The organism is Paraburkholderia fungorum (genome assembly GCF_902833645.1).
GTDB lineage: Bacteria > Pseudomonadota > Gammaproteobacteria > Burkholderiales > Burkholderiaceae > Paraburkholderia > Paraburkholderia fungorum.
In genome coordinates this window covers 142,404-168,717 of the sequence record NZ_CADFGE010000007.1, presented here as the reverse complement: position 1 = coordinate 168,717, position 26,314 = coordinate 142,404, and the positions used below count along the sequence as shown (strand labels likewise).

The following is a 26,314-nucleotide window of genomic DNA, read 5'->3' as shown; positions in this document are numbered from 1 at the left end:
CTGGATTTCCTCAATCGGACGAAATGGGACGCGCAGCGGCGGACGGTCGAGCCTGGCCGGCAGCGGTGGGATCGGTGGGTGCCTCGGCCGTGCGGCCCGGCGCGGGCTGCTTGCCGTAGAACGGCGTTCTTTTGATGGCGAGACGCAGTGCTTGCCAATGAATTCGCGCGATGACACCGACTGTCAGCATGGGCTGACGCAGCAACGCGGCAAGTGCCGCCGGGCGCGTCAAAGGCTTTAAGCGGCCACCTACTGCGGTGCGAATCAGAAGTCCGTCAGCGTCCTTGTAATCGATCGAGACCGACACACTGTCAGGCGTCTGCCGGACGCGAAATGCGTAGCGCCCCTCCACGCGGCAAAACGGCGACACGTGCAGCACTTTGCGGCACTCGAGTTCCGTTTCGGGCGTAATCGGCGCGTTCCCCGCGGCGCTCAATAGATAGCAGTGGCGGGCGCCGAAAGTGTTACGCACCTCCGCCAGCAGCGCGCGCAAATGATCATTGCGGTCGTGGCAAAACCAGAAACTAACCGGGTTAAACGCATAGCCGAATACACGCGGAAACGCTTGCAGCCAGATCTTGCCGTCCGCCTCGTCGATGCCTGCCGCGGATAGTTGCGCGCGCATCCATGTGGCGAGATCGCTGCCATCGCGCGGGCCGTGATCGCGCTGATACAAGCTCAGCAGACGCCAGCGGTCGACGCCGAACCAGCCGCTATCGAGCGACGCCAGACGATCCAGATCGCAGCGCACATAAAACACCGGATACGAGAAGCGATGACGCTTCGGCCGCAAGCGCTCGTGGATCACCTTGCCCGTCAACAGCCAGGCGGCCGGATCGAGCCCGGCTTCGACACCGGTGGAATTCATAACCTGGCCCATGCCGGCGACACATTGAAATCGGCGGCAACGCGCAGTGCCGATTTCAGACCGTCCTCGTGAAAACCGTAGCCCGTCCACGCGCCGGCGAACCATGTGCGGTGCTTGCCTTGCAGCGACGGCAGCCGGTGCTGCGCATCGATGGCGGCCAGATCGAACAGCGGATGGTCGTAGACGAAGCGGCGCAGCTCGGTGCCCGGCGCCAACTGCGCCACCGGATTGAGCGTGACGACGAGCGGCGTCTTGAACGGCAGTGGCTGGAGCTGATTGACCAGATAGCTGACGCACACCGGATGCATGCCGTCATGTGCGCGACTTCCCAGATAATTCCACGCCGACCATACGCGCTGACGCCGCGGCAGCAGATTCGTATCCGTATGCAGCACTGCGATATTCGGCTGATAGCGTACGGCGCCCAGCACGCTGCGTTCGTCCTGATCCGCGTCGTTGCCAAGCAGTCGCAGCGAGGTCGGCGCATGGGTGGCGAGCACCAGCGCGTCGAAGCGCTCCGTGCCCTTGTCAGTGAACACGTCGACCCCGTCGACATCGCGCCGTACGCCTCGCACCGCGCTATCGACGCGAACGTCGTCGAGCGCACCGACGATGCGCCGCACGTACTCGCGCCCTCCTCCGACCACCGTCTTCCACTGCGGCCGCCGATTCACCTGCAGCAGCGCGTGGTTCAGGCAAAAACGCAGGAAGGTGGTGGCCGGAAAAGCGAGGATATCCGCGGTCGCGCTCGACCAGATTGCCGCGGCCATCGGCAGCAGGTAGTGGCGCTGGAATGCGGAGCCGTAGCCACCCGCCGTCAGCAGTTCGCCCATCGATGCGCGCGTTTCTATTGCGAGTTCCAGATTGCTCTGCGCGCTGCCGTTGAAACGCATGATGTCGCGCAGCATGCCGATGAAGGTCGGCGAAAACAGGTTGCGGCGTTGCGCGAACACGGTGTTCAGACTGGTGCCGGCCCATTCGAGTTGGCCTTCGTCGAGCGAGACCGAGAAGGTCATGTCGCTCGGATGCGACTCGACGCCTAATTCGGCAAACAACGCGATCAGGTTCGGATAGGTGCGGTCGTTAAAAACGAGGAAACCCGTATCGACCGGATGGGTGTGACCGTCGAGCGTGACGTCCACGGTATTGGTGTGGCCGCCCGCGTAGCCGGCCGATTCGAATAGGGTGACGCGATAGTTGCGCGCCAGCAGCCAAGCACTGGCTAAACCCGAAATACCGGCGCCGACAACCGCGACCCGCGAGCCGCGCGGCAGTGGTGAGGTCGGTGCGGGATGGATCATGGGCGCGTCTCCGGGTCCTGGACGCGCGCGGTGGGTTAGTTGGGTGTGGCGGGAAGTGCGCGTCCTTGCCGGGATTTACGCAGCGGGAGCCGAAATGGATGCACGTCGGGCAGATTTTGGCGGGTCACGCGCGTACGTGAGCTTGGCGGGTGCCGGCAGGAGGTATGGCACGAGCACAAACCAATGGAATTGCTTGCCGCAGTCGCCGCATCTCAACGCGGCGATACAACGTCTTTCGGACAGCCCAACCTGGCCGCCCCCAAAGCAAAAACCCCGCGAGAACTTTCGTTCTGCGGGGTTTTTAAATTTGGCGGAAAGGGTGAGATTCGAACTCACGGTACCCCTAAAGGTACACTGGATTTCGAGTCCAGCGCATTCGACCACTCTGCCACCTTTCCGGGTCTTCCAACTCACCGGCAACGAGGCCAATTTGTCAGATCCAAGCGGGTCGTTGCTTGGGAGAGAAAGATTATAGAACAACCGAATCCGCTTTCCAAGCCCCTCGTCAAAAAAATTTCAAGGAAGCCTGGCACTTGGCAACCGTATCAAGCCGCTGGCACTTCCAGCCGTTCCACACCACCGAGGTAAGGACGCAGCGCCGCCGGCACCGTCACCGAACCATCCGCGTTCTGGAAGTTCTCGAGCACGGCCACCAGCGTACGGCCAACCGCCAGACCCGAGCCGTTCAGCGTATGCACCAGCTCCGGCTTGCCCTGCGCATTGCGGAAACGCGCCTGCATCCGGCGAGCCTGGAACGACTCCGTATTCGAGCAGCTCGAAATCTCGCGATAGGTGTTCTGCGCGGGCACCCACACTTCCAGGTCGTACGTCTTGGCAGCCGAGAAGCCCATATCGCCCGTGCACAGCGTGATCACGCGGTACGGCAATTCAAGCTTCTGCAGAATCGTCTCCGCGTGGCCGACCATCTGCTCGAGCGCGTCATACGACGTTTCCGGCGCAACGATCTGCACCATCTCGACCTTGTCGAACTGATGCTGGCGGATCAGGCCGCGCGTGTCGCGGCCATACGAGCCCGCTTCCGAACGGAAGCACGGCGAATGCGCGGTCAGTTTGATCGGCAGCGTTTCCGCTTCGACGATGCTGTCGCGCACCGTGTTCGTCAGCGAAATCTCCGACGTCGAAATCAGATACTGGGTGACCGTATTCTCTTCACCGCCCTTCTCGACGCGGAACATGTCGTCGGCGAATTTCGGCAGTTGGCCGGTGCCGTACAGAATCTCCGGATTCACGATGTACGGCGTGTACACCTCGGTGTAGCCATGGTGCAGCGTGTGCGTGTCGATCATGAACTGCGCCAGCGCGCGATGCAGACGCGCAATCTGGCCGCGCAGCAAGGTGAAGCGCGCACCCGACAGCTTCGCGCCGGTTTCGAAGTCGAGACCAAGCGGCGTGCCGATGTCGACGTGATCCTTCACCTCGAAATCGAACTGGCGCGGCGTGCCCCAGCGGCGCACTTCAACGTTGCCGGCTTCGTCCGTACCGACCGGCACGCTTTCGTGCGCCAGGTTCGGCACGCCGAGCAGCAGGTCGGACAAACGTTTCTGGATGTCGTCGAGCCTGGCCGCCGACGCCTTCATTTCGTCGCCGATACCGCCCACTTCGGCCATCAGCGCCGAGGTGTCCTCGCCCCGCCCTTTCATCCCGCCGATCTGCTTCGACAAGGTATTGCGGCGCGCCTGCATCTCTTCGGTACGGGTCTGGGTGTCGCGGCGTTCCGCTTCGAGCGCGGTAAAGGCCGCCACGTCGAGGGTATAGCCGCGGTCGGCGAGGCGTTTGGCGACGCCGTCGAGGTCTTTGCGCAGCAACTGGATGTCGAGCATGGGATGGGGCTGGTGTTCGTTATATGAAGCTGGGATTTTAGCGCACCGGCGCCGGCGGCCGGTGCGTTAGATGGTCAATGCACGCGGAATGGCGACAAGGCACCCGGAACAGCCGCGCAAAGTGCATGAAACCGCAGCATGAAACCGCAAGCAAAACCGCTCAGCCCTTTTTGGGCTTGTTCTCACTGCGCCACTGCGCGTCGAGCTCGGCCAGACGCGCCATCTTGTCGCCGATCTTGCCTTCAAGACCGCGCGGCGTCGGTTCGTACCAATGCGGGTCGCGCATGTTGTCCGGCAGATAGGTCTCGCCGGCCGCGTAGGCGTCGGGTTCGTCGTGCGCATAGCGGTATTCGTGACCGTAGCCGAGTTCCTTCATCAGCTTGGTCGGCGCGTTGCGCAGATGCACCGGCACGCCGCGCGACTGGTCCTTGCTCACGAACCGCCGTGCCTCGTTGTACGCGTTGTATCCGGCGTTCGACTTCGGCGCGACCGCCAGATAAATGATCGCCTGCGCCAGCGCCAGCTCTCCTTCGGGCGTACCGAGACGTTCATAGGTTTCGGACGCGTCAAGCGCGATACGGGCCGCGCGCGGGTCGGCGAGGCCGATGTCTTCCCACGCCATGCGCACGATCCGGCGCGCGAGGTAGCGCGGGTCCGCGCCGCCGTCGAGCATGCGGCAGAACCAGTACAGCGCGCCGTCCGGGCTGCTGCCGCGCACCGATTTATGCAGCGCGCTGATCTGGTCATAGAACGCGTCGCCGCCCTTGTCGAAGCGGCGCAGATTCTCGGCGAGCGCGCTGCCGAGCAAGGCGCCGTCGATTTCGGTGCTCTTCTGCTGCGCCGCCGCGCGCGCGACGATTTCCAGGTTGTTCAGGAGCTTGCGGCCATCGCCATCGGCGGAACCGATCAGGGCGTCACGCGCTTCGTCGGTAAACGTGAGACCGCCGAGTTCTTGCTGCGCACGCTCGAGCAGTTCGCGCTGCTCTTCGTCGGTGAGGCTTTTCAGCACATAGACGGCGGCTCGCGAGAGCAACGCGCTATTGACCTCGAACGACGGATTCTCGGTCGTCGCGCCGACGAACACGAACAGCCCCGACTCGACGTGCGGCAAAAACGCGTCCTGCTGGCTCTTGTTAAAACGATGCACTTCGTCGACGAACACCAGCGTCTGATGCCCGTTCGCGCGATGAATCTGCGCGGTTTCGACGGCTTCGCGGATATCCTTCACGCCTGAGAGCACCGCGGACAACGCGATGAACTCAGCGTGAAACGCGTCGGCCATGAGCCGCGCGAGCGTGGTCTTGCCGACGCCGGGCGGGCCCCACAGGATCATCGAATGAGCTTCGCCGGATTCGAAAGCGACCCGCAGCGGCTTGTTCGGGCCGAGCAGATGCTTCTGGCCGATGACTTCGTCGATATTGCGGGGCCGCAGGCGTTCAGCGAGCGGAACATTGGCACGGGGTTCTTCAAACATGGCGTTTTAGGGATAATCTCGGCTTTTCCGGACGCGGTCCGTGTGAAGGCGGCGTGCTGCCGGTGAGCCACGCCCGCACGCGAGCGCGCGGGCAACGTCCTGCATTATGACAGCCATGGCGCCCGGACGATGGGCGCGCCGGCCAGGCGGTAATCTCGCCGACAGCCTGACAGGCTATCATCGCGCGCGGCCTGGACGGCAATACCGGCATCGCACCTGAATTCAGACACACCACTCACATCAACTACGTTGCATGAGACCGGAGTAATTGCTTTAAAAGGGACCGGAGTCACGCGCCAGAACGCGAACTCTGGTCGGCAGCTAAAGCGCCGACTCCGGTCGACACAGGAACACGATTAGATGGCACAAGATCCACTCGCCGGCGACGCCGGTTCCACCTACGCACCGCTCACGCCGGTGCCCGACGCGCGCCGCGCGTTCCGCACCGGCGATGCTTTCGCACTCTGGTTCTCGCTCGGCATCGGCCTGCTGGTTGCGCAGGCGGGCGCGCTGCTGGTGCCCGGGTTATCGCTGCCGCATGCGTTGCTGGCCATCCTGATCGGCAGCGTGATCGGTGTCGTTCTGCTGGCGCTGGCCGGCGTGGTCGGCACGGACACGGGCCTCGCGGCCATGTCGTCGCTGCGGCCGACGCTCGGCGTGCGCGGCGCCTCGGTGCCTGCCGTGCTGAACGCGGTGCAACTGGTCGGCTGGGGCTCGTTCGAAGTGATCGTGATGCGCGATTCCGCCGATGCGCTCGCCAAACAGGCCTTCGGTTTCTCCATGCCGCTGATCTGGACCGTGATCTTCGGTTTGCTCGCCACGCTGCTGGCCATTAGCGGCCCGCTGTCGTTCGTGCGCCGGTTTCTGCGCACGTGGGGCATCTGGCTGCTGCTGGCGGGCGCCGCGTGGCTCTCGTGGAATCTGCTGGCGAGGCACGATCTGGCCGCGCTGATGCGCCGTCCGGGCACCGGCGAGATGTCGTTCGGCGGCGCCATCGATCTGGTGGTCGCGATGCCGCTCTCGTGGCTGCCGCTGATCGCCGACTACAGCCGCTTCGGCCGGCGCCCCGGTGAGACGTTCCGCGGCACGTTGCTCGGTTACGGCATTGCGAATATCTGGTTTTACGCGCTCGGCGCGATCTACGGCCTTGCGGCAGGCGGTGGCGATGCGCTGCTGACCGGCGCGCTGGCTCAAGCGGGCGGCGGTCTCGCCCTGCTGCTGATCCTGATCGACGAAGTGGACAACGCATTCGCCGACATCCACTCGGCAGCGGTGTCGACCGGCACGTTCTGGACGCGCGGCAGCGTGCCGCTGCTGTCGGCGGCATTTGGCGCGTTGTGCACGGCGATCGCCCTGCTCGTGCCGATGGCGAAGTATCAGAACTTCCTGTTGCTGATCGGCTCCGTGTTCGCACCGCTGTTCGGCGTGATGCTGGTGGATCACTTCATCGTACGCAAGCGTCGCATCGAAGCCGCTGTGCTCGGCGACCTGCGCGGCCGTTATGGCTTCTCCGGTGGCTGGCATCTGAGCGCGTTCGCGGCGTGGGCGATCGGGATCGTGGCGTATCAGGTAATCAACCAGTGGCTGCCGAACCTGGGTGCGACGTTGCCCTCGCTGGCGATCGGCGCGGTGTGTTATCTGGCGCTGGTATCGGCTCGGAAAACCGCGTACGCCTGAGTCTCGCAAGTATCCTCGCAAGATGGAAAAGGCCTGCAAATGCAGGCCTTTTCTACTTGGGCGCGGTCAGCACCCGATCAGTGCGGCCCGCGATTCATCGCTTCGACGCCCGATACTCGACGCCTGGCAGCACGCACAGCAATTCGAAGGCGAGATTCGCGCCGAGCAGCGCGGTCGTGCCAAACGGATCGTACGGCGGCGCCACCTCAACCAGATCGCAGCCGACGATATTCAACCCGTGCGAGCCGCGGATGATCTCCAACGCCTGCGGCACCGTCAAACCAGCGATTTCCGGCGTGCCCGTACCCGGCGCGAACGCCGGATCGATCCCGTCGATATCGAAGGTGATGTACACCGGACCATCGCCCATGCGTTCACGCACACGCGCCATCAGCGGGACCAGCGACTGGTTCCAGCACGCCTCGGCCTGCACCACTTCAAAGCCCTGGTCGCGGCACCAGTCGAAGTCTTCCGCCGCGTAGCCCGTGCCGCGCAGACCAATCTGCACAACGCGGTCGCAGTCGAGCAGGCCTTCTTCCACCGCGCGGCGGAACGGCGTGCCGTGCGCGATCTTCTCGCCCATCATCGTGTCGTTGACGTCCGCATGCGCGTCGACGTGAATCAGACCGACCTTGCCGTGCTTGCGATGAATCGCGCGCAGGATCGGCAGCGCGATCGTATGGTCGCCGCCCAGCGTGATCGGCTTGCAGTTGTGCTGGAGGATTTCGTCGTACGCGGTTTCGATGCGCTTGATCGAATCGTGCAGGTTGTACGGATTGATCGCGACATCGCCGAGATCGGCCACGCGCAGCGAATCGAACGGCGCGGCGCGGGTCGCCATGTTGTACGGGCGCAGCAGCACCGATTCGCTGCGAATCTGGCGCGGCCCGAAGCGTGCACCGGTACGGTTCGAGGTGCCGAGATCGAACGGCACGCCGACGAAGCAGGCGTCGAACCCTTCGGCCGAACCGACGTTCGGCAGCCGCATCATCGTGGCAATGCCGCCGCAACGGGGCATGGCGTTGCCGGACAGCGGCTGCGGCCGTTCACCGGCCTCGGGAGAAATGAAGGAGGAAGTATTCATCGTGTCTCGGCAATGAAAAGGGAGCAAGGAGCAAATTTGTGCAACCGGCCGAGGGATCAATACGAAAAGCGCACCTCGCCGGGCGAATCTCGATTCTTGAGCAGTTTCACGCAAGTTAAAATACGAACAGAATAAACTTCACATTGATTCGTAGCGATGTATCCTGACGTATGTTCTCTCAACTCACCGATCTCGACCTGCGGCTGATCCGCGTTTTCCTCGCCATCGTCGACGCCGGCGGCGTCTCGCCGGCCCAAGCCACGCTGAATGTCGGGCAGTCGACCATCAGCACGCAACTCGCCACGCTGGAAACACGCCTCGGCTACCGTCTGTGCGAGCGCGGCCGCGGCGGCTTCAGCCTGACCGCGCGCGGCGAGCAATTCATCGATGCGGCTCGTGCGCTGCTATCCGCCGTCGATACCTTCGGCATGCAGGCGCGCAACGTCGGCCGCAAGCTGGTCGGCTCGCTCGATATCGGCATGATCGGCCACACACCGGTGTCGGCAAGCGCGCGTATCAGCGACGCGATCGGCCGGTTTCGGGCGCGTGATCAGTCGGTGCGGTTTTCGATTCTGGTGCGCTCGCCGGGCGAGCTCGAGGAATTGCTGCTGAATGGCCGGATTCAGGTCGGCATCGGCTATTTCTGGCACCGTGTGCCGTCGCTCGAGTACACCGAGGTGTTCGCCGAAGATCAGTTCGCCTATTGCGCCAAGGGGCATCCGCTGTTCGCTTCAGCCGGCGAGGTGCCGCCCGCCGAAGCCGCGGCTCACGAATGGGCATGGCGCAGCTATCCGCTGCCCGAAGCTGAAAGTTCGACCACGCCGCAAAACGTCACCGCCGTCGCCGACAACATGGAAGCGGTCGCGATGCTAGTGCTCTCAGGGCATCATCTCGGCTATTTGCCGGGACATTTCGCGGCGCCGTTCGTCAAACAGGGCTTGCTGGCCGCGTTGAATCCGGCCCAGATGCGATATCGCGTGGCGTTCCATATGGTCACGCGCGCCCGGCAGCATCGAACGGATATCGTTGAAGCGTTTATCGACGATATGAAGGCGGCGCATCCGGCGCAAGTGTTGGAAGTGGATGAGTAAGCGGCGCTTCCGCGCGACCCCGGCGGCGCGTCCTGAAACGGACCGATAGCGCGTCTGACGCGAGCAGACGGTCCGCGATCGATCTGCAATAAAAAAGCCGCGCCAGATGCGCGGCTTTCTGCCATTCAGGAAACGCCAATCGCCGGTTTAACCGTTGATCACGTCCGCGCCCTTCGGCACCGTGAACTTGAATGCATCGGCCGGCAGCGGCGGATTCTTCTGAATGTTCGAGAAGGTCAGCAGTGTCACGTTGCCAAACACATCGTGCAGTTCCATCGCCTCAAGATTGCCATCCTTGAAGCCGATGCCGACGCGCTGAAACTGCGTGTCTTTCGCCTTAGGCGTCAGCTCGAGCCAGTCGATGCCGGCCTTCACGCCCGCGTCGCGCAGCGTGAAATTCTTGTCCAGGTCGTTGCTGCCAAACAGAATCGCCGCCGGGCTCGCGCCGAGTGCGCCGCCGAGGCTGCGCACCGTCACCTGGTTCAGATCCTTGTCGTACACGTAGAGCTTGTCGCCATCGGCTTGCAGCAATTGCGCATAGGGTTTCTCGTATTGCCAGATGAACTTGCCGGGACGCGCGAAGGTGAACGTGCCGCTAGACGTGCCGGTCTTGCCCGCTGTGGGCAGCACACCGCTCGCGGTCTGCGCCTTGCTCGGCGCGCGCACTTCCTGCTGCACAAAAGTGCCGCGCGCGGAATGCACCTGCGCGACGAACGCCTTCAGTTGCTCGGTGCCGCTCGCGAATGCCTGCGACGCAACGAGCAGCGACGCGCCAATCGCCACGCTGCCGACGCCACGTGCGATCGTGCGCGCGAGTTGGCCGAAACGGCCCGGTTGAGCACTCTGTCGAGCGTGCTGCTGCGCGAATAGTTGCATGGTGTTTTTCTCCCTTGATTGAATTTATCGAGCGGTCATGGCGGCGGGCGTTGAACGCCGCGTCCGCCTGATCTTGGCGGCTGGCTTGCGCCGCGCCGCCGAGGGACGAACCCTCAGCCTCGAGGTCGTAGCTTAAGCAAGAAGCCTTAAACAGAGCTTATGTGCAGGACTCGTGTGCTGGGCTTATGTGGAGGACCGGCGTACGGCCCTCACGGATGATTCGCCGCCATCGCCATATGAACCGGCTATTCCGCTTCCCGTGCCGGCGCCAGAATCTCGCGGTTGCCGTTAGACGACATTGCCGACACCACACCCGAGTTCTCCATCTGCTCGAGCAGGCGCGCCGCGCGGTTATAGCCGATGCGTAGATGCCGCTGCACCAGCGAGATCGACGCGCGGCGGTTCTTGAGCACCACGTCGACCGCCTGGTCGTATAACGGGTCGGCCTCGCCATCGCCCGAGCCGCCGCCGGCGCCAGCCGAGCCTTCGTCGCCCTCGCCCGTCACGCCGCCTTCGAGAATGCCCTCGATATAGTTCGGCTCACCCTGCTCCTTGAGCTTGTCGACCACGCGGTGCACTTCTTCGTCCGACACGAACGCACCGTGCACACGCACCGGCAAACCGCTGCCCGGCGGCAGGTACAACATGTCGCCCATGCCGAGCAACGATTCCGCGCCCTGCTGGTCGAGAATCGTGCGCGAGTCGATCTTCGACGACACCTGGAACGCCATGCGCGTCGGCACGTTGGCCTTGATCAGGCCGGTAATCACGTCGACCGACGGGCGCTGCGTTGCCAGAATCAGGTGGATGCCCGCCGCGCGCGCCTTCTGCGCAATCCGCGCGATCAGTTCCTCGACCTTCTTGCCGACCACCATCATCAGATCGGCCAATTCGTCGATCACGACCACGATGTTCGGCAAACGCGTGAGCGGTTCCGGATCGTCCGGCGTCAGGCTGAACGGATTCGGCAGCTTTTCTTCGCGCTTGGTGGCTTCGTCGATCTTGTTGTTGTAGCCGGCGAGGTTGCGCACGCCGAGCTTGCTCATCAGCTTGTAGCGGCGCTCCATTTCAGCCACCGCCCAATTCAGCGCGTGACCCGCCTGGCGCATATCCGTGACCACCGGACACAGCAGATGCGGAATGCCCTCGTAGACGCTCATTTCGAGCATCTTCGGATCGATCAGGATCATACGGACCTGCTCGGCGCTCGCCTTGTAGAGCAGCGACAGGATCATCGCGTTGATGCCCACCGACTTGCCCGAGCCGGTCGTACCGGCCACCAGCAAGTGCGGCATTTTCGCGAGGTCGGCGCACACCGGCTTGCCGCCGATGTCCTTGCCGAGGCCCATGGTGAGCGGCGAAGCCGCGTCCGCATAAACCGCCGAGCCGAGAATCTCCGAGAGACTCACGGTCTGACGGCGCTGGTTCGGCAACTCCAGCGCCATGAAATTCTTGCCCGGAATCGTCTCGACCACGCGAATCGACACCAGTGACAGCGAGCGCGCCAGGTCCTTCGCAAGACCGACGATCTGACTGCCCTTCACGCCGGTGGCCGGCTCGATTTCGTAACGCGTGACGACCGGACCCGGATACGCAGCAACCACGCTCACTTCGACGCCGAAGTCCTTGAGCTTTTTCTCGATCAGACGCGAGGTGAATTCCAGCGTGTCGGCGGAGATGGTTTCCTGCGCGGCCGGCGCCGCGTCGAGCAGCGAGATGGGCGGCAAGGTGGAATCGCCCGGCAGGTCGGTAAACAGCGGCACTTGCCGCTCTTTCTCGACGCGCTCCGATTTGGCCGGCGTGACGACCGGCGGCACGATCATGACCGGCTCGTGCTCCTCGATCCGCACACGGCCCTTTTCGACCTTGCCTTCGCGCTTCACCGCGGCGGCTTCGCCCAGTTTCCGGTCGCGGCCGGCCTCGCGGCGCAGCTTGGCGAACGTGACAGCCGAGATGATCGATTCGCCGACCTTTTCCGACACCGACAGCCACGAGAACCGGAAATACAGCGACAAGCCAATGCCGAGCACGACCAGCAGCGCCAGCGTGCCGCCCGTGAAGCCCAGCGCATGCGAGATACCGCGCGCGACCGCTTCGCCGACCACGCCGCCCGGCGCACGCGGCAGTTGCACTTTCAGCGACCACATGCGCAACGCTTCGATACCGTCGCACGCAAGCAACACCAGCATGAATGCGAAGGCGTCCGCAAGCCAGCCGGCATCGCGCGGCGTGTCTTCCTGCAGTTCCTCGTGGCGGGTAATACGGCGGTAATTGGCGGAGATATGACGGCCGAGCAGCACGATCCACCAGTAGGCGGACAGCCCGAACAGCAGCAGCAGGATGTCGGACGTCCATGCGCCGACGCGGCCCGCCCAGTTGGCGATATGGTCGACCTGTGCGGCGTGCGTCCAGCTCGGATCGTGCCGGCTGTAGCTGACGAGCGCCATGAGCAGGAACACGCCGAGCGCGACCTGCAAGATCCAGCGGATTTCGGTGAAAAGGCGCGACATGCGGTGCGGCAATGCCTGCGCGCTCGCGGAATAGGGAGCTTTTGCCATTGATCCTGTTGCTTGTGTGGCCGATCTGCCGCCGCAGGCGCGGCCCGAAGCGGCCCGTGGGCGGCTCCAGACCCGATCCTGGCTGCCGGGTCCATCGATGCGACCTATTGTAAACGCAGTGCCTCACGCAAGGCTGTAAATGACGGTAACTTAGCCGATTGGCGTCACGGAAGGCGGCGAGGACCCGCCGCAAGGCTATCGCGACGATCGGAAAGCTTCATGGAGCAGGCCGGCGTGCCGCCCTTTATAATGCCGCTCTGATACCCATCTATAGTTTCAGTTCAAGTCGCGCGGCCTCGCATGGGCGAGCCGGGCGCCGTAAAAGGATTTCGATCATGCCCGCAACTTCCACGAAACACGCCAAAGTTCTGATTCTCGGTTCCGGTCCCGCCGGCTATACGGCAGCGGTCTATGCGGCGCGCGCCAACCTGTCGCCGGTGCTCGTCACGGGCCTCGCCCAGGGCGGCCAGCTGATGACCACGACCGACGTCGAAAACTGGCCTGCCGACGCCCACGGCGTGCAAGGCCCGGAACTGATGGGGCGCTTCCTGGAGCATGCCGAGCGCTTCAACACCGAAATCATTTTCGACCACATCCACACGGCCAAGCTGGACGAAAAGCCGATTCGCCTGATCGGCGATGCGGGCGAATACACCTGCGACTCGCTGATCATCTCGACCGGCGCATCGGCGCAGTATCTCGGCCTGCCGTCCGAAGAAGCATTCATGGGCAAGGGCGTATCGGCTTGCGCCACCTGCGACGGCTTCTTCTACAAGCAACAACATGTGGCCGTGATCGGCGGCGGCAATACCGCGGTCGAGGAAGCCCTCTACCTCGCCGGTATCGCAAAGAAGGTCACGGTGATCCATCGCCGCGACAAGTTCCGCGCCGAACCGATCCTGATCGACCGTCTGCTGGCAAAGGAAAAGGAAGGCGTGGTCGAGATCAAGTGGAACAGCACGCTCGACGAAGTGACCGGCGACCAGTCCGGCGTGACCGGCCTGCGTATCAAGAACACGAAAACCGGCGACACCACTGATATCGCGGTGCAGGGCATCTTCGTCGCGATCGGCCACAAGCCGAACACGGATATTTTCGAAGGCCAGCTTGAGATGAAGAACGGCTACATCATCACCAAGGGCGGCCTGAACGGTTTTGCCACGGCAACCAGTGTGCCTGGCGTGTTCGCGGCGGGCGACGTGCAGGATCACGTGTATCGTCAGGCGATCACCAGCGCGGGCACGGGCTGTATGGCCGCACTCGACGCCCAGCGCTATCTGGAAAGCGTCGAAGAAATTGGCGAGCACGTGATGAGCGCGGAAGCCGAGCGTTGATCGTCAGGTGAATCAGTCTCCCGCGAATCTGCGAGGATAAGCGCGACGGTAAAATGGTGGCTGGGTATGACCCGGCCACCTGCTTGACAGAAGGCCGCGGCGGGTAAGCCGGCGGCCTTTTTTGCGTCTTGACGCGTGTCATCTCCGTCGCGTGATCGATCTACTTCTCTGTGTATTACCCCTATGCCGAAGAATCAGCCCCACCCCAGCGAACCGAAGCGCGCCCGTGCGGTTGTCCGGCCCGCGCCCGAGGCGGCCGCACCCGCCGCCAAACCGAAGATCGAGCCGGCCGCGGGTCTCGCCGGCCTCGGCGCGTTGCGCGACGCGTTAAAGGGCGACACGCAACGGCGTGAACGCGAGCGCACGGCCGCCGTAGCGGCGCAGCGCGAGGCCGCGGCGGACGCCGATCTGTTTCGCCGCGAGATCGGCGCGGTTGCGCCGCTGGCGGTCCCGCCACGCGCCAGCTTGCCGCGCAATCCGCCGCCGCCGCTGCCGGTGCAAACCCGGCTCGACGAAGAGGCCGTGCTGCACGAAGCCATCTCCGACGAGTTCGATCCCGAGATCCTGCTCGACACAGACGAAACACTGTCCTATTGCCGCCCCGGCATCAGTCAGGAAGTCGTGCGAAAACTGCGGCGTGGCGACTGGATCGTGCAGGCGCAAATCGATCTGCACGGCATGCGTCGCGAGGAAGCGCGCGAGGCGCTGGCCGAGTTCATTCGCGAATCGGTGAAACGTGGCCTGCGGTGTTTGCGCGTGATTCATGGCAAGGGCCTTGGGTCGATCGGTAAAGAACCCGTGCTGAAAGGCAAAGTGCGCGCGTGGCTTGTGCAGAAGTCCGAGGTCATCGCTTTTTGCCAGGCCCGTCCGCATGACGGCGGCGCCGGTGCCGTGGTCGTGCTGTTGCAGCCGGGCGCAACGCCGGCTCAGCCCAGGTCCTGACGGAGTCCCGGTGATTCATCCGAGGCTGACGCTGGCGCTGGCCATCATGGAAGCGCTGGCTATTTTCGCGTACGCGATTTCCGGGTTTATCGAAGCCCGAACCCGGCGGCTCGACGCGGTGGGAACCTTCCTCGTCGGGATCGCGACCGCCTTCGGCGGCGGCACCCTGCGCGACGTGCTGTTGGAGCGGCGGCCCTTCTACTGGGTCGAGCATCAGGGCTATCTGATCGCAATCTTCGTGATGTCGCTGTTCGCGCCGACGCTGCTGAAAATGACGTCGCGCCTGCTTTCCGAGCGGGTTTTACTGGTGGCCGATGCGGTGGGGCTGGGTTTGTTCAGCGTGGCCGGCACGTCGATCGCACACGACGCGCAGATGCCGTGGTTCACGTCGGTCATGATGGGTGTGTTGACGGGCGTATTCGGCGGCGTGATCCGCGACGTACTGTGCAACGAGATGCCGCTGATCCTGCGCGATTCGCGGCCGTATGCGACATGCGCGTTTGTCGGCTGCTGGCTGTACGTGCTGCTGGACTACCTGAACGTCGATACGGTCTATAGCGTATTGGGCGCCACCGCCTTCATCCTGCTCGCGAGACTGGTGACATTCAGGTTCAACGTCCGTCTGCCTCACTAGGTTTGCTTCACTGCGCTTGCTTCATCGCACCTGTGTCGAATAAACCCGCCTCAAAAAAACGCGCGCCGCCTGCAACCAGGTGGCGCGCGTTTTGATCTGGCAGCAGCCTTACTTGTTGGTCGCCAACGCCCCCGCACTCTTCGAGCCGCCGAACAGCGCCGTCAGGTACTGGGAATTGTTGTTCATCGTCGCCATCAGCGTGTTGAGCGCGGTGAACTGATTCTGGTACTGCTTCGTCAATTGCGCGCTGTAGTTGGCGAGCGTGGTCTGCTGGGCCGTGATGCTCTTCAGATCGGCGTTCAACGCGGTGTTGCGCGTGTCGATGAGGCCGCCCGTCTTCACGAAATCGGTAATGCTCCTGTTCAGCTTGACGCCGATACCGTCAGTCGAGTTGAACAGCGTGGCAACCTGCGCCGGATTGTTGGTCAGCGACGCAGTCAGCTTCTTGCTGTCGATCACCAACGTACCGTCCGCCGGATCGCCCTTCAGCGAGATGCCAATCGCCCCCAGCGTCGCCATTGACCCTTTCGGACCGACACCGCTGCCGATAATCGACGCCAGCGAGTTCTTGATCGTCGTCAGCGTCGAGTCGCCCAGCAGCGCGCCGCCGGTCTTCGACGTCTTGTCGTACGAGGACAGCGAGTTGATCGTCGTGACAACCGTGTTGTAGAGATTGGCGAAGTTCGTGATCGCAGTATTCCGCGCGGCCGTATCCGTCGCAATCGTCAATGTCTGCGTGGTGCCGACCGCGGCGCTCGACAGATTCATCGTAACGCCCGCGATCGCCGTCGCGACTGCGTTCGTGGCGCTGCTCGCCTCGATTCCGCCGACGGTAAAGAGCGCGTCCTGAGCGGCCTCGCTTTGCCGCCATGCCTTATTGGTATCCGACGACACGATCGTAGACCCCGCGCCATTCGCGCCGGGCGTCGAGCTTACGCCGAGGCTCGACAGTCCGTTGTCGTCCGCCACACCGCTGGTGGACACGTTGATCGTGTTGGCCGCGCCGGTGGCAGCCGAGCGCAGCACCAGGTGGGCGCCGCCCGTGCCGGTCACGATCGTGGCCGTGACGCCGGGATTGTTGCTTGCCTTGTTGATCGCGTTGGCGATGCCGCTCAACGTGTTGTTGCTGCTGTCGATCGTGACATCCATCGACTTGCCGCCGACCTGAAGCGTCAGCTTGCCGGTGCCCAGCCTGGCGGTGGCGTCGAATGCCGCCGAGGACAGGCTCTGCGACGCGGCGATCTGCTTGACTTCGATCGCGTAGCTGCCGGCCACTGCGCCAGCACCGGCCACCGGGTCCAGGCCTTTGCCGCTTGCGGTCGCGGCGAAGGTCGACAGCGTGGTTCCGTCCGAGAGATTCTTGATGGCCGCCTGCAAGGCAGTCAGCGCCGAACTCAGCGCGCCGAACGCGGACAGGGTCGTGCTATCGCTCGTCTGTTTGGCTTTGAGCGCCGCCGTCTGGCCGGCGGTCTTGGCATTCACGAGGACCGACACCAGCGACGCCACGTCCATCGCCGAATTGCCGGTGGAACCGCTGATAATCGATTGCGCCGCTTGCTGCACCAGATTCTGCGCGTTAGCAGTCGCGCTATTCACAGACGTAGTGATCGTTGACATGCAAAGGCTCCGTGCGTCGAATTATTCGTTGTTTATTGCGTGACGCCCCGGTGGTCAGGCTTATTACGGCGGCAAACCGGCTACGTCGTGGCCACATCGTTTTATTACAATTTTTTCAAATATTACACTAACTTTCTTGAAAGGTTGTGACACTTCCGGGAATGAACCCGGTTCCGCAACGGGATCCGCACCAAAGTCGCGGACGCTCCGCTGCATGCCTGAAGCCCTGGCGAAACACGCTATACGCCGACGCAGCGCCATGTCGGCACACTCCGGTTCAGGCCGTTGATCTCCGTTTGCATACGCGTTGAGATCGCCAGCCCTGCTGCGTCGTCGGCCGCACGGTTGAACCCGGGAGCAACCACCCCTGGGTCATCGCACCTGCACTATTACAATTGTTTCAAATGTTACGCGATATTTCACGACAGTATCGTGGAGTTTTGTCATAGGAATGCGCTGGCGCGCAGACCCGGCGGATGGCGGAGAGTTGCCGGCGATTGTCGATTTCCGGCGCTACCGTTCGTCGTGCTGTAAACGGCCACTCCGGCCGTCACCGCGCTACTGCGCAACTCGCAACCGCCACAGGTGACCACGATGACCCTGAAGCTCTACGCCCACCCTTTTTCCTCGTACTGTCAGAAGGCGCTGACCGCGCTTTACGAAAACGGCACGCCGTTCGAGCTGCGCCTCCTTGCGCACGACGACCCGCAGGTCATGGCGGAATTCGCAGCCCTCTGGCCGATCAAGCGCTTTCCCGTTCTGGTCGACGGCGACCGGACCGTGATGGAGGCAAGCATCATCATCGAGTATCTCGGCCTGTATCACCCCGGACCGGTGCCGCTCCTGCCGGCTGACGCCCGCGCCGCGCTGGAAGTGCGCAGCATGGATCGCTTCTTCGACAATTACATCTCCACGCCGCAGCAAAAGATCGTCTACGACAGCCTGCGCGCCGAAGCGGAGCGTGATCCGCGCGCCGTGGCCGAGGCCCGCGACATGCTCGACACCGCCTACGGCTGGCTCGACAAGGTGATGGCCGGGCGCGAGTGGGCGGCGGGCGATACCTTCAGCCTCGCCGACTGCGGCGCGGCGCCGTTTCTGTTCTATGCCGACTGGACGCATCGCATCAGCCCGGCTTTTGAGCACGTGCTCGCCTACCGCAAACGGCTGCTGGCCCGGCCATCGTTCGCCCGCGCGGTCGACGAGGCACGCCCGTACCGCCCACTATTCCCGCTCGGCGCGCCCGACCGGGACTGAACGCACCCGCCACGCAGCGGACATAAACGCACAAACAAGCCAAGGCTATTTCCAGGCGATACACTTCACTTCGAAACCCACTTCAGCCCATCACTCACAAGGCAAAACATGGACCGTTTCGAAGCGATGGAGATATTTACGCGGGTGGTTGAAGCGAACAGCTTCACCAAAGTATCCGAGTCGCTCGACCTCCCCCGCGCCAAAGTCAGCCGTACCATTCAGGCGTTGGAAGAGCACGTCGGCGTGCGGCTTCTGAACCGTTCGACGCGGCAGGTCAGCGTCACCGAAGACGGCGCGCTGTTCTACGAGCGTTGCGTGCGTATCCTCGCGGAGGTCACCGACGCGGAATCGTCTCTGTCGAACAAGCGCGAGAATCCGAGCGGCACGATTCGCGTGGATACCTCCGGCACGCTCGCCCGCGCGCTGCTGCTGCCCGCGCTCGACGATTTCTACCGGCAATACCCCGAGATCGACGTACGCCTCGGACTGGCGGATCGCAATATCGATCTGATTCAGGACGGGGTGGATTGCGTGATCCGCATGGGCACGCCGGAAGAGTCAAGTCTCGTGGCGCGGCACATCGGTCAGGCGCGGATCGTCACCTGCGCGTCGCCCGCCTATCTGGAGAAATTCGGCACGCCCGCCACGCTCGACGAGCTCAGTGAGCATCGCGCGGTCAACTACATTTCCGCGCGCAGCGGCAAGACCTTTCCGTTCGAATACGAGGTGGACGGCGAGATCGTCAAGGTCACGCTGAAGAGCGTGCTCGCGGTCAACGACGGCAGCGTCTACATCGGCGCGGCCGCGCTCGGTCACGGCATCATCCAGCCGTCACGCTTCATGGTCGCCGATCTGATTGCGCAAGGCGCGCTCAGGGAAATTCTCACGGACTATACGAGCCCCAGCACGCCGCTGTCGATCTTGTACGCGCATCGCCGTAATCTCAGTTCACGGCTTCGCGCCTTCACCGAGTGGGTCACCGAGCTGGCGCACAACAATCCGGATCTGCGCATCAAGGACGTTTGACGTCATGATGCGAGGGCGCCGCGGCCATCTTGCCGCGCCGATGCCAACCTTGCCTGGAAACAAGAAAGCCCCATGCGTCTTGCAACGCACGGGGCTTTCTTCAACTCGAATCGTCTGCCTGAGAACCCGCTTCAGGCAATCCGCTCTTCATTGGTCGGATCGAACAGCACGGCCTTCGAGGCATCGAACAGCAATGTCGTGGTCGACAAGGGCTGCGGATTCGAAGCCGGGTGCACGCGGCTCACGATGCGCTTGCCGTTCACCTGCGCGAACACCAGCGTATCCGGACCGGTCGGCTCGATCACGTCGACCTTCACGTCGATCGCCTGCAGGTTCGCGTGGTCGCCATGCGCACCGCGTGCGTCGGTGATCCGCTCGGGGCGTAGGCCGAGAATCACTTCGCGCCCAACGTGCGATTTCACCTTCGCTGAATCGAACGGCAGATTCAGCACGTTGCGCGCCGAGCCTGTATCCAGCTCGATGCCGACGCCCGAACCTTGCTCCACCAGCTTGCCCTGGATGAAATTCATCGGCGGCGCACCGATAAAACCCGCCACGAACAGATTCGCCGGCGAGTCGTAGATATCCTGCGGCGCGCCGAACTGCTGGACGATGCCGTCTTTCATCACCGCGATGCGGTCGCCGAGCGTCATGGCTTCGATCTGATCGTGCGTTACGTAGACGATCGTCGTGCCGAGACGCTGATGCAGCAGCTTGATTTCCGAACGCATCTCGATGCGCAGTTTCGCGTCGAGGTTCGACAGCGGCTCGTCGAACAGGAACATCACCGGATCGCGCGCGAGCGCCCGGCCCATCGCCACACGCTGACGCTGGCCACCGGACAGTTGACCCGGCTTGCGGTCCAGCAGGTGCGTGATCTGCAGTGTGTTCGACACACGGTCGACGATCTGCGCCTGCTCCTGCTTCGGCACCTTGCGGATGTTCAGACCGAACGAGATGTTCTCGCGTACCGTCATGGACGGATACAGCGCGTACGACTGGAACACCATCGCGATGTCGCGATCTTTCGGCGAGAGGTTGTTCACCGTCTTGCCGTCGATCTGGATCTCGCCCTTGGTGACGGTTTCGAGGCCGGCGATCATGTTGAGCAGCGTCGATTTCCCGCAGCCCGAGCCGCCGACGAGAATCAGGAACTGGCCGTCTTCGATGTCGATATTGACACCCTTCAGAACCGGCACCCCGTTCGGGTAAGTCTTGTACACGTCACGGATGGAAAGGCTTGCCATGCTGTGAATCCTCTTGTCTCTGGTACCGCTTGAAAACTCTGGTCGGATGACGGCGGCGCACTGTCAACGAAGCGCCGCCGCGATGCGTATAGGTTTGCTTCGGGCTTAGCCCTTGACTGCGCCCGCCGTCAGACCGCGCACGAAATAGCGGCCCGCGACGATATAGACCAGCAGCGTCGGCAACGCGGCGATGATCGCGCCGGCCATGTCCACGTTGTATTCCTTCACGCCGGTCGAGGTGTTCACGAGGTTGTTCAGCGCCACCGTGATCGGCATCGAATCGACACCGGAGAACACAATCCCGAACAGGAAGTCATTCCAGATCTGCGTGAATTGCCAGATCAGGCACACCATGAAAATCGGCAGCGAAACCGGCAGCAGAATCTTCGTGAAGATCGTGAAGAAACCCGCGCCGTCGATCCGCGCGGCCTTCACGAGCTCAGCCGGAATGCTCACGTAGAAGTTGCGGAAGAACATGGTAGTGAAGGCAATCCCGTAGATCACGTGCACCACCACCAGACCGGTTGTCGTGTTCGACAGGCCGAGCATGCCTTCGAAACGCGCCATCGGCAGCAGGATCGCCTGGAACGGAATGAAACAGCCGACCAGCAGCATCGTGAAGATCGGATCGGCGCCACGGAAACGCCAGTGCGTGAGCACATAACCGTTAAACGCACCGATGATCGACGAGATCAGCACAGCCGGAATCACCATGCGCACGGAGTTCATGAAGAACGGTTGCATGCCGTCGCAACGCACGCCGGTACATGCACCGCTCCATGCCTTGATCCACGGGGCGACCGTCCAGTGAGTCGGCGGCGTGAGCAGGTTGCCGGTGCGCAACTGGTCGATGTCCTTGAACGAGGTGGACAGCATCACGTACAGCGGAAACAGGAAATACAGGGCGAACAGAATCAAGGCCGCATAAATGACGGCACGGCTGATCGTCATCTTAGGCTGCATTGCGGGTGCTCCTCGATTCCAGATACATCAGCGGCACGAGCACGGCCACAACGGTCGCGAGCATCATCATCGACGATGCCGCGCCGACGCCCAACTGCCCGCGATTGAACGAAAAGGTGTACATGAAAATAGCCGGCAGCGATGAAGACGTACCCGGGCCGCCCGCGGTCAACGCGACGACCAGGTCGAAGGTCTTGATCGTGATGTGGCAAAGAATCAGCAGCACGGAGAAGAACACCGGGCGCATGCTCGGAATCACGATCTTGCGGTAAATGGTGGGCAAGCCGGCGCCGTCCATCTGCGCGGCCTTGAAGATTTCACCGTCCACGCCGCGCAAGCCCGCGAGGAACAGCGCCATCACGAAGCCGGTGGATTGCCACACGGCCGCGATCACGACGCAGAAAATCGCCTTGTCGGGGTCGCCGAGCCAGCTGAACGAGAAGCTCGTCCAGCCCCAGTCATGGAACACCTTCTCGAGGCCGACGCTCGGCGTCATGATCCATTGCCACGCCGTACCCGTCACGATGAACGAGAGGGCCATCGGATACAGGAACACGGCGCGCAGCGCGCCTTCATTGCGAATCTGCTGATCGAGCAGGATCGCGAGGAACAGGCCGAGGCCGATGCAGATCGCGATAAACGGAATGCCGAACCAGCCGAGGTTGGCAGCCGAGGTCCAGAACACGTCGTTATCGAACAGTTCGCGATAACGATCGAGACCGGCAAAATCGTAACGCGGCATCAGTCGCGAATTCGACAACGACAGATAGCCGGTAATAGCGATAAAGCCATACACGAAGATCAGGCTGATCACGACGCTGGGTGCGAGCACCAGCTTCGGAATCCAGCGATCGGCAAGGGCCGCCATCGGCGACGCGCGGCGGGCCACGGAAGCCGTGGTTTTCCCGTTTCCGCTGATAGAAGCAGTCACTACTCGACTCCTGCTGAAACTGTACCGCCGGGCCGCCCGCATGGAAAACGCGTGGCCGCAACGGCATAGGTGTGACTCGATGAAACCAGGGGTGAGGTCTCTCGCCCTAAGTAACGCAACTGCTGCAAGCACTCTGAAGCGTGCGCCCGACGCCCACCAAGGGAACCGCCTGGCGCACTGCTTCACCTACACGGCTTACTTGGTCTTCGCTGCCTTCGCGAGCGCGGCAACCGCGGTCTTCGAATCTTGCTGCGAGTTCATGAACTTGGTGACCACGTCCGAGATCGCACCGGCTGCTGCGTCCGGTTGCGCCATGCCGTGTGCCAGCGAAGGCACATAGCCGCCCGACTTGATCGCCACCTGTTCATCCGCGTACGACTTCTTCGCGCAGTCGTCGAACTTGGCCATCGACACGCCCAGACGGACCGGGATCGAGCCCTTGTACAGGCTGAACTGTTCCTGGAACTCCGGCGACATGATCGTCTTGGCGAGTGCGAGTTGACCCGGCGTTGCGCTCTTCTGCCCCTTCTGCTGGAAGAACACGAACGAGTCGACGTTGAACGTGTACGACTTTTCCGTACCCGGCACGGCGGCGCAGACATAGTCCGAGCCCGCCTTCTTGCCGGCGTTGGCGAATTCGCCCTTCGCCCAGTCGCCCATGAACTGCATGCCGGCCTTGCCGTTGATGACCATCGCCGTTGCCAGGTTCCAGTCACGGCCCGTGCGGCCCGCGTCGAAGTAACCCTGGATCTTGCGGACCGTGTCGAACACGCCAATCATCTGCTCCGACGTCAGCGTCTTCTCGTCGAGATCGACCAGCGCCTTCTTGTAGAAAGCCGGGCCTTGCGACAGCACGACGTCTTCCCACAGCGTCAGGTCTTGCCACGGCTGACCGCCCATCGCGATCGGCTGGATGCCCGCGGCCTTCATCTTGTCGGCGACCGCGAAGAACTCAGGCCACGTCGTCGGCACCTTGCCGCCTGCCTTGTCCAGTGCCGCCTTGTTGATGTACAGCCAGTTCACGCGGTGCACCGAGAACGGCGCGGCAACGTAATGGCCGTCTGCGTGCATGATCTTGTCGATTTCCGGCGGCAGATTCTTTTTCCAGTCGCCCGCTACCGAGTCGATCGGCACCAGCACGCCTTGCGAAGCCCAGTCCTGGATCAGCGGACCCTTGATCTGCGCGGCGCTCGGCGCGTTGCCCGAGATCACCTGCGTCTTGAGTGCCGTCATGGCGGCCGCACCCGCGCCGCCAGCAACCGCGAAGTCCTTCCACGTGTAACCTTCCTTCGTCATGTCGTCCTTGAGGACGCCGACGGCTTTCGACTCGCCGCCCGAAGTCCACCAGTGCAACACTTCGATCGACTCGGCAGCCTGTACGGCCGAGACGCCACACATCAGACCTGCGGCGCACAAAGCGCCCATGATCGCGCGAAATTTCATTGCTTATCTCCTCCAGACACCTGAACAAAAAAACAAATGGCCCCTGATGTCGCCAGGGTGCTGTGGTTGGTTCAAACAGGCAAAACACTGGGCGATCGAGCACGGTCGGGCGCATGCTTCATGCATGTGCCGGCGGACCGATATCCGGCCGCTGGAAGCTCAAGAGATGAGTGGTTCGGGATGCAACTGACTGTCTCCTCTTTTGATTTTTGCCTGCCCGCGTCGCGCGCGGCAGACTCGAGGTGCCTCACACGTTAACCCTGACGCCAGACCCGCCTTCCGGCTTTCCGTAAGGGCCGCCGGGGGCATGCTGGCACGTGTCCGCACGCAATGTCCGTTAACATGCAGGTGACGCCTGCCGATTCGGGAAAACGCGCATCTAGCCTTACAGCGCACGCTTTTTTCATCGAATTAGCGCTACCTCTTGATTTGGATTGTAGTTAAACTACAATTCAGTGTCAAAAAATATTTTATCGGACTACGGTCGCCCTTCCTGATCACCACGGCGGCCCCAGGATATCGACGGAGACTCATGCAAACCGATTCAAGCTTCACCTTCGTTCTGTTCGGCGGAACCGGCGATCTGTCGATGCGCAAGATCCTGCCGGCACTGTTTGAAGCGCACCGTGCAGGTGGCATGCTGGCCGAAAGTGGCAAGATCTTCGCGGTGGCGCGGCATGTGGCGGATCGCGCCGGCTACCTGGAATGGGTCAATGAGCACGTCAAGCCGCACGTGTCGAAGAACGGTCTGGATGAAACCGCATGGGCGAGCTTTCTCGACCGTATCGAGTTCGTGAAGATCGACCTGGGCAAGCCCGAAGACTTCGTGCTGCTGCGCGACGCCATAAGCGGCCTGCCCGGCATTCGCGTGTTCTATCTGGCAACGGGTCCATCGCTGTTCGTACCGATCTGCCACGCGCTGGCGTCGGTGGGGCTCAACGAAAATTCGCGCATCGTGCTGGAAAAGCCGCTCGGCTACGACCTCAAGTCGTCCAACGCAATTAATGATGCAGTCGGTGAAATCTTCGCCGAAGAACAGATCTACCGGATCGACCACTACCTCGGTAAGGAGCCGGTGCAGAACCTGCTCGCGCTGCGCTTCGGCAATGTGCTGTTCGAACCGTTGTGGCGTCGCGAATGGGTAGAGAGCATTCAGATTACGATTGCGGAAGAACTCGGCGTGGAAGCACGCGGCGACTTCTACGACAACACCGGCGCATTGCGCGACATGGTGCAGAACCACTTGCTGCAACTGCTTTCCATCGTCGCGATGGAACCGCCGCATTCGATGGACTCCGACTCGGTCCGTGACGAAAAGCTACGCGTGCTGCGCGCGTTGAAGCCGATCGATCCGCGCGATATCGGCAAGGTCGCGGTGCGCGGCCAGTATCATGCGGGTGTGATCCGCGGCCATGCGGTGCCGGCGTATGCAACCGAACCTGGCGTGAAGCCGGACAGCACGACTGAGACCTTCGTCGCGCTGAAGGTGGAAATCGAGAACTGGCGCTGGGCCGGCGTGCCGTTTTTCCTGCGTACCGGCAAGCGTCTTGCGGATCGTGTCGCTGAGATCGTGGTGAATTTTCGTGCGGTGCCGCATTCTGCACTGGGCGCGTCCGCGTTGCGCGGCGGTGCGAACCGTCTCGTGATCCGTTTGCAGCCGAACGAGACCATTCGCCTTTACTGTCTGGCGAAGCAGCCGGGCGAAGGCATGAACCTCGCCAGCGTTCACCTCGACCTCGCGTTCGACCGGTTCTTCCGCGAAGGGCAGATGGAGGCGTATCAGCGTCTGTTGCTTGACGTCATCAACGGCCGTCTCGCGCTGTTTGTACGGCGCGATGAACAGGAAGCCGCATGGCGTTGGGTCGAGCCGATCCTCAACGAATGGGCCACGTCGAACAAGCCGCCCAAGCCGTATGCAGCAGGCACGTGGGGACCGGCCGCGGCGAGCGCGATGTTGGCGCAGCATGGCACCTGCTGGCTCGAGGAAGAGAATTGAATCAACTGAAGCACGGCGCCGCGCCTTGCCTGATCGCCATCCCGATCGGAGCACAGCGCAGCGTCTGAGGGACCCACTGACGAACTGAACGGAATGGCGCCGGTATCACGAAGGCGCCTGCAAGTCATCCCGCTTGCAGGTATCGCGTGACAGCAGC

Annotated in this window: 20 protein-coding genes and 1 tRNA gene; 8 read left to right on the top strand and 13 right to left on the bottom strand. The window is 62.7% G+C overall.

All coding sequences use genetic code 11. From position 1 onward, the window contains the following. Window positions 1-10: 10 nt before the first annotated feature. From HWX91_RS22035 to HWX91_RS22015, 5 genes are all read right to left on the bottom strand, one after another. Complete coding sequence (locus tag HWX91_RS22035; RefSeq protein WP_028196765.1) at window positions 11-868, bottom strand: DUF1365 domain-containing protein; 858 nt, start codon at window positions 866-868, stop codon at window positions 11-13. Beyond that, window positions 865-2,169 carry an NAD(P)/FAD-dependent oxidoreductase gene (locus HWX91_RS22030; protein WP_042275006.1) on the bottom strand — a complete coding sequence of 435 codons (1,305 nt, stop codon included), beginning with the start codon at window positions 2,167-2,169 and terminating at the stop codon, window positions 865-867. The genes HWX91_RS22035 and HWX91_RS22030 overlap by 4 nt, the downstream gene beginning before the upstream one ends. A gap of 308 nt (window positions 2,170-2,477) precedes the next feature. After that, window positions 2,478-2,567 (bottom strand) — tRNA-Ser (locus HWX91_RS22025). Between the two features lie 147 nt (window positions 2,568-2,714). Further along, window positions 2,715-4,010: a serine--tRNA ligase gene (gene serS / locus HWX91_RS22020; protein ID WP_028196763.1), complete on the bottom strand. Its 1,296-nt coding sequence runs from the start codon at window positions 4,008-4,010 to the stop codon at window positions 2,715-2,717. Window positions 4,011-4,170: 160 nt separating this feature from the next. After that, window positions 4,171-5,484, bottom strand: coding sequence for a replication-associated recombination protein A (locus tag HWX91_RS22015; protein WP_028196762.1), 1,314 nt, complete (start codon window positions 5,482-5,484; stop codon window positions 4,171-4,173). A gap of 360 nt (window positions 5,485-5,844) precedes the next feature. On the opposite strand from HWX91_RS22015, the gene cytX reads away from it, so the two are divergent. Beyond that, the gene (cytX, locus tag HWX91_RS22010) at window positions 5,845-7,161 is read left to right on the top strand and encodes a putative hydroxymethylpyrimidine transporter CytX (RefSeq protein WP_028196761.1); all 1,317 of its coding nucleotides are present in this window, start codon (window positions 5,845-5,847) and stop codon (window positions 7,159-7,161) included. Between the two features lie 94 nt (window positions 7,162-7,255). Here cytX and speB read toward each other — a convergent pair whose 3' ends face one another. Beyond that, window positions 7,256-8,245: an agmatinase gene (gene speB / locus HWX91_RS22005; RefSeq protein ID WP_028196760.1), complete on the bottom strand. Its 990-nt coding sequence runs from the start codon at window positions 8,243-8,245 to the stop codon at window positions 7,256-7,258. Window positions 8,246-8,415: 170 nt separating this feature from the next. Here speB and HWX91_RS22000 point away from each other — a divergent pair, with 170 nt between their 5' ends. Beyond that, the gene (locus HWX91_RS22000) at window positions 8,416-9,336 is read left to right on the top strand and encodes a LysR family transcriptional regulator (RefSeq protein WP_028196759.1); all 921 of its coding nucleotides are present in this window, start codon (window positions 8,416-8,418) and stop codon (window positions 9,334-9,336) included. Window positions 9,337-9,483: 147 nt separating this feature from the next. Here the strand turns inward: HWX91_RS22000 and lolA are convergent, their stop codons facing one another. Further along, the gene (gene lolA, locus HWX91_RS21995) at window positions 9,484-10,212 is read right to left on the bottom strand and encodes an outer membrane lipoprotein chaperone LolA (RefSeq protein WP_028196758.1); all 729 of its coding nucleotides are present in this window, start codon (window positions 10,210-10,212) and stop codon (window positions 9,484-9,486) included. 245 nt (window positions 10,213-10,457) lie between these two features. Then, on the bottom strand, window positions 10,458-12,770 hold the full coding sequence (locus HWX91_RS21990; RefSeq protein ID WP_028196757.1) for a DNA translocase FtsK: 2,313 nt from the start codon (window positions 12,768-12,770) through the stop codon (window positions 10,458-10,460). A gap of 335 nt (window positions 12,771-13,105) precedes the next feature. Between HWX91_RS21990 and trxB the strand changes: the two genes are divergently transcribed. From trxB to HWX91_RS21975, 3 genes are all read left to right on the top strand, one after another. After that, a complete protein-coding gene (trxB, locus tag HWX91_RS21985; protein ID WP_028196756.1) occupies window positions 13,106-14,104 on the top strand; it encodes a thioredoxin-disulfide reductase in 999 nt (332 codons plus the stop codon). A gap of 183 nt (window positions 14,105-14,287) precedes the next feature. After that, on the top strand, window positions 14,288-15,046 hold the full coding sequence (locus HWX91_RS21980; RefSeq protein WP_028196755.1) for a Smr/MutS family protein: 759 nt from the start codon (window positions 14,288-14,290) through the stop codon (window positions 15,044-15,046). Window positions 15,047-15,059: 13 nt separating this feature from the next. Next, window positions 15,060-15,680, top strand: coding sequence for a trimeric intracellular cation channel family protein (locus HWX91_RS21975; protein ID WP_028196754.1), 621 nt, complete (start codon window positions 15,060-15,062; stop codon window positions 15,678-15,680). A gap of 108 nt (window positions 15,681-15,788) precedes the next feature. Here HWX91_RS21975 and fliD read toward each other — a convergent pair whose 3' ends face one another. After that, window positions 15,789-17,297, bottom strand: coding sequence for a flagellar filament capping protein FliD (fliD, locus tag HWX91_RS21970; RefSeq protein ID WP_028196753.1), 1,509 nt, complete (start codon window positions 17,295-17,297; stop codon window positions 15,789-15,791). Window positions 17,298-17,891: 594 nt separating this feature from the next. On the opposite strand from fliD, the gene HWX91_RS21965 reads away from it, so the two are divergent. Beyond that, on the top strand, window positions 17,892-18,551 hold the full coding sequence (locus tag HWX91_RS21965) for a glutathione S-transferase family protein (protein WP_028196752.1): 660 nt from the start codon (window positions 17,892-17,894) through the stop codon (window positions 18,549-18,551). A gap of 108 nt (window positions 18,552-18,659) precedes the next feature. Continuing rightward, a complete protein-coding gene (locus HWX91_RS21960) occupies window positions 18,660-19,577 on the top strand; it encodes a LysR family transcriptional regulator (RefSeq protein WP_028196751.1) in 918 nt (305 codons plus the stop codon). A gap of 131 nt (window positions 19,578-19,708) precedes the next feature. Here HWX91_RS21960 and HWX91_RS21955 read toward each other — a convergent pair whose 3' ends face one another. The 4 genes from HWX91_RS21955 to HWX91_RS21940 form a co-directional block, all read right to left on the bottom strand. Further along, a complete protein-coding gene (locus HWX91_RS21955) occupies window positions 19,709-20,824 on the bottom strand; it encodes an ABC transporter ATP-binding protein (RefSeq protein WP_028196750.1) in 1,116 nt (371 codons plus the stop codon). Window positions 20,825-20,929: 105 nt separating this feature from the next. Next, window positions 20,930-21,787: a carbohydrate ABC transporter permease gene (locus HWX91_RS21950; RefSeq protein ID WP_028196749.1), complete on the bottom strand. Its 858-nt coding sequence runs from the start codon at window positions 21,785-21,787 to the stop codon at window positions 20,930-20,932. Then, on the bottom strand, window positions 21,777-22,718 hold the full coding sequence (locus HWX91_RS21945; RefSeq protein WP_028196748.1) for a carbohydrate ABC transporter permease: 942 nt from the start codon (window positions 22,716-22,718) through the stop codon (window positions 21,777-21,779). The genes HWX91_RS21950 and HWX91_RS21945 overlap by 11 nt, the downstream gene beginning before the upstream one ends. A 195-nt stretch (window positions 22,719-22,913) precedes the next feature. After that, on the bottom strand, window positions 22,914-24,161 hold the full coding sequence (locus tag HWX91_RS21940) for an ABC transporter substrate-binding protein (RefSeq protein WP_028196747.1): 1,248 nt from the start codon (window positions 24,159-24,161) through the stop codon (window positions 22,914-22,916). A gap of 532 nt (window positions 24,162-24,693) precedes the next feature. Here HWX91_RS21940 and zwf point away from each other — a divergent pair. Beyond that, entirely contained in the window at window positions 24,694-26,157 is a 1,464-nt protein-coding gene (zwf, locus tag HWX91_RS21935; RefSeq protein ID WP_028196746.1) for a glucose-6-phosphate dehydrogenase, read from the top strand. Window positions 26,158-26,314: the final 157 nt, after the last annotated feature.

Excerpts from the sequence above, each read along its gene's own strand:
- lolA (WP_028196758.1), bottom strand. The coding sequence starts at position 10,212 with ATGCAACTATTCGCGCAGCAGCACGCTCGACAGAGTGCTCAACCGGGC.
- HWX91_RS21940 (WP_028196747.1), bottom strand. The coding sequence starts at position 24,161 with ATGAAATTTCGCGCGATCATGGGCGCTTTGTGCGCCGCAGGTCTGATG.
- HWX91_RS21990 (WP_028196757.1), bottom strand. The coding sequence starts at position 12,770 with ATGGCAAAAGCTCCCTATTCCGCGAGCGCGCAGGCATTGCCGCACCGC.
- HWX91_RS21965 (WP_028196752.1), top strand. The coding sequence starts at position 17,892 with ATGACCCTGAAGCTCTACGCCCACCCTTTTTCCTCGTACTGTCAGAAG.
- HWX91_RS22035 (WP_028196765.1), bottom strand. The coding sequence starts at position 868 with ATGAATTCCACCGGTGTCGAAGCCGGGCTCGATCCGGCCGCCTGGCTG.
- HWX91_RS21980 (WP_028196755.1), top strand. The coding sequence starts at position 14,288 with ATGCCGAAGAATCAGCCCCACCCCAGCGAACCGAAGCGCGCCCGTGCG.
- HWX91_RS22015 (WP_028196762.1), bottom strand. The coding sequence starts at position 5,484 with ATGTTTGAAGAACCCCGTGCCAATGTTCCGCTCGCTGAACGCCTGCGG.
- fliD (WP_028196753.1), bottom strand. The coding sequence starts at position 17,297 with ATGTCAACGATCACTACGTCTGTGAATAGCGCGACTGCTAACGCGCAG.
- HWX91_RS21960 (WP_028196751.1), top strand. The coding sequence starts at position 18,660 with ATGGACCGTTTCGAAGCGATGGAGATATTTACGCGGGTGGTTGAAGCG.
- zwf (WP_028196746.1), top strand. The coding sequence starts at position 24,694 with ATGCAAACCGATTCAAGCTTCACCTTCGTTCTGTTCGGCGGAACCGGC.
- cytX (WP_028196761.1), top strand. The coding sequence starts at position 5,845 with ATGGCACAAGATCCACTCGCCGGCGACGCCGGTTCCACCTACGCACCG.
- HWX91_RS22000 (WP_028196759.1), top strand. The coding sequence starts at position 8,416 with ATGTTCTCTCAACTCACCGATCTCGACCTGCGGCTGATCCGCGTTTTC.
- HWX91_RS21950 (WP_028196749.1), bottom strand. The coding sequence starts at position 21,787 with ATGCAGCCTAAGATGACGATCAGCCGTGCCGTCATTTATGCGGCCTTG.
- HWX91_RS22030 (WP_042275006.1), bottom strand. The coding sequence starts at position 2,169 with ATGATCCATCCCGCACCGACCTCACCACTGCCGCGCGGCTCGCGGGTC.
- serS (WP_028196763.1), bottom strand. The coding sequence starts at position 4,010 with ATGCTCGACATCCAGTTGCTGCGCAAAGACCTCGACGGCGTCGCCAAA.
- HWX91_RS21955 (WP_028196750.1), bottom strand. The coding sequence starts at position 20,824 with ATGGCAAGCCTTTCCATCCGTGACGTGTACAAGACTTACCCGAACGGG.
- speB (WP_028196760.1), bottom strand. The coding sequence starts at position 8,245 with ATGAATACTTCCTCCTTCATTTCTCCCGAGGCCGGTGAACGGCCGCAG.
- trxB (WP_028196756.1), top strand. The coding sequence starts at position 13,106 with ATGCCCGCAACTTCCACGAAACACGCCAAAGTTCTGATTCTCGGTTCC.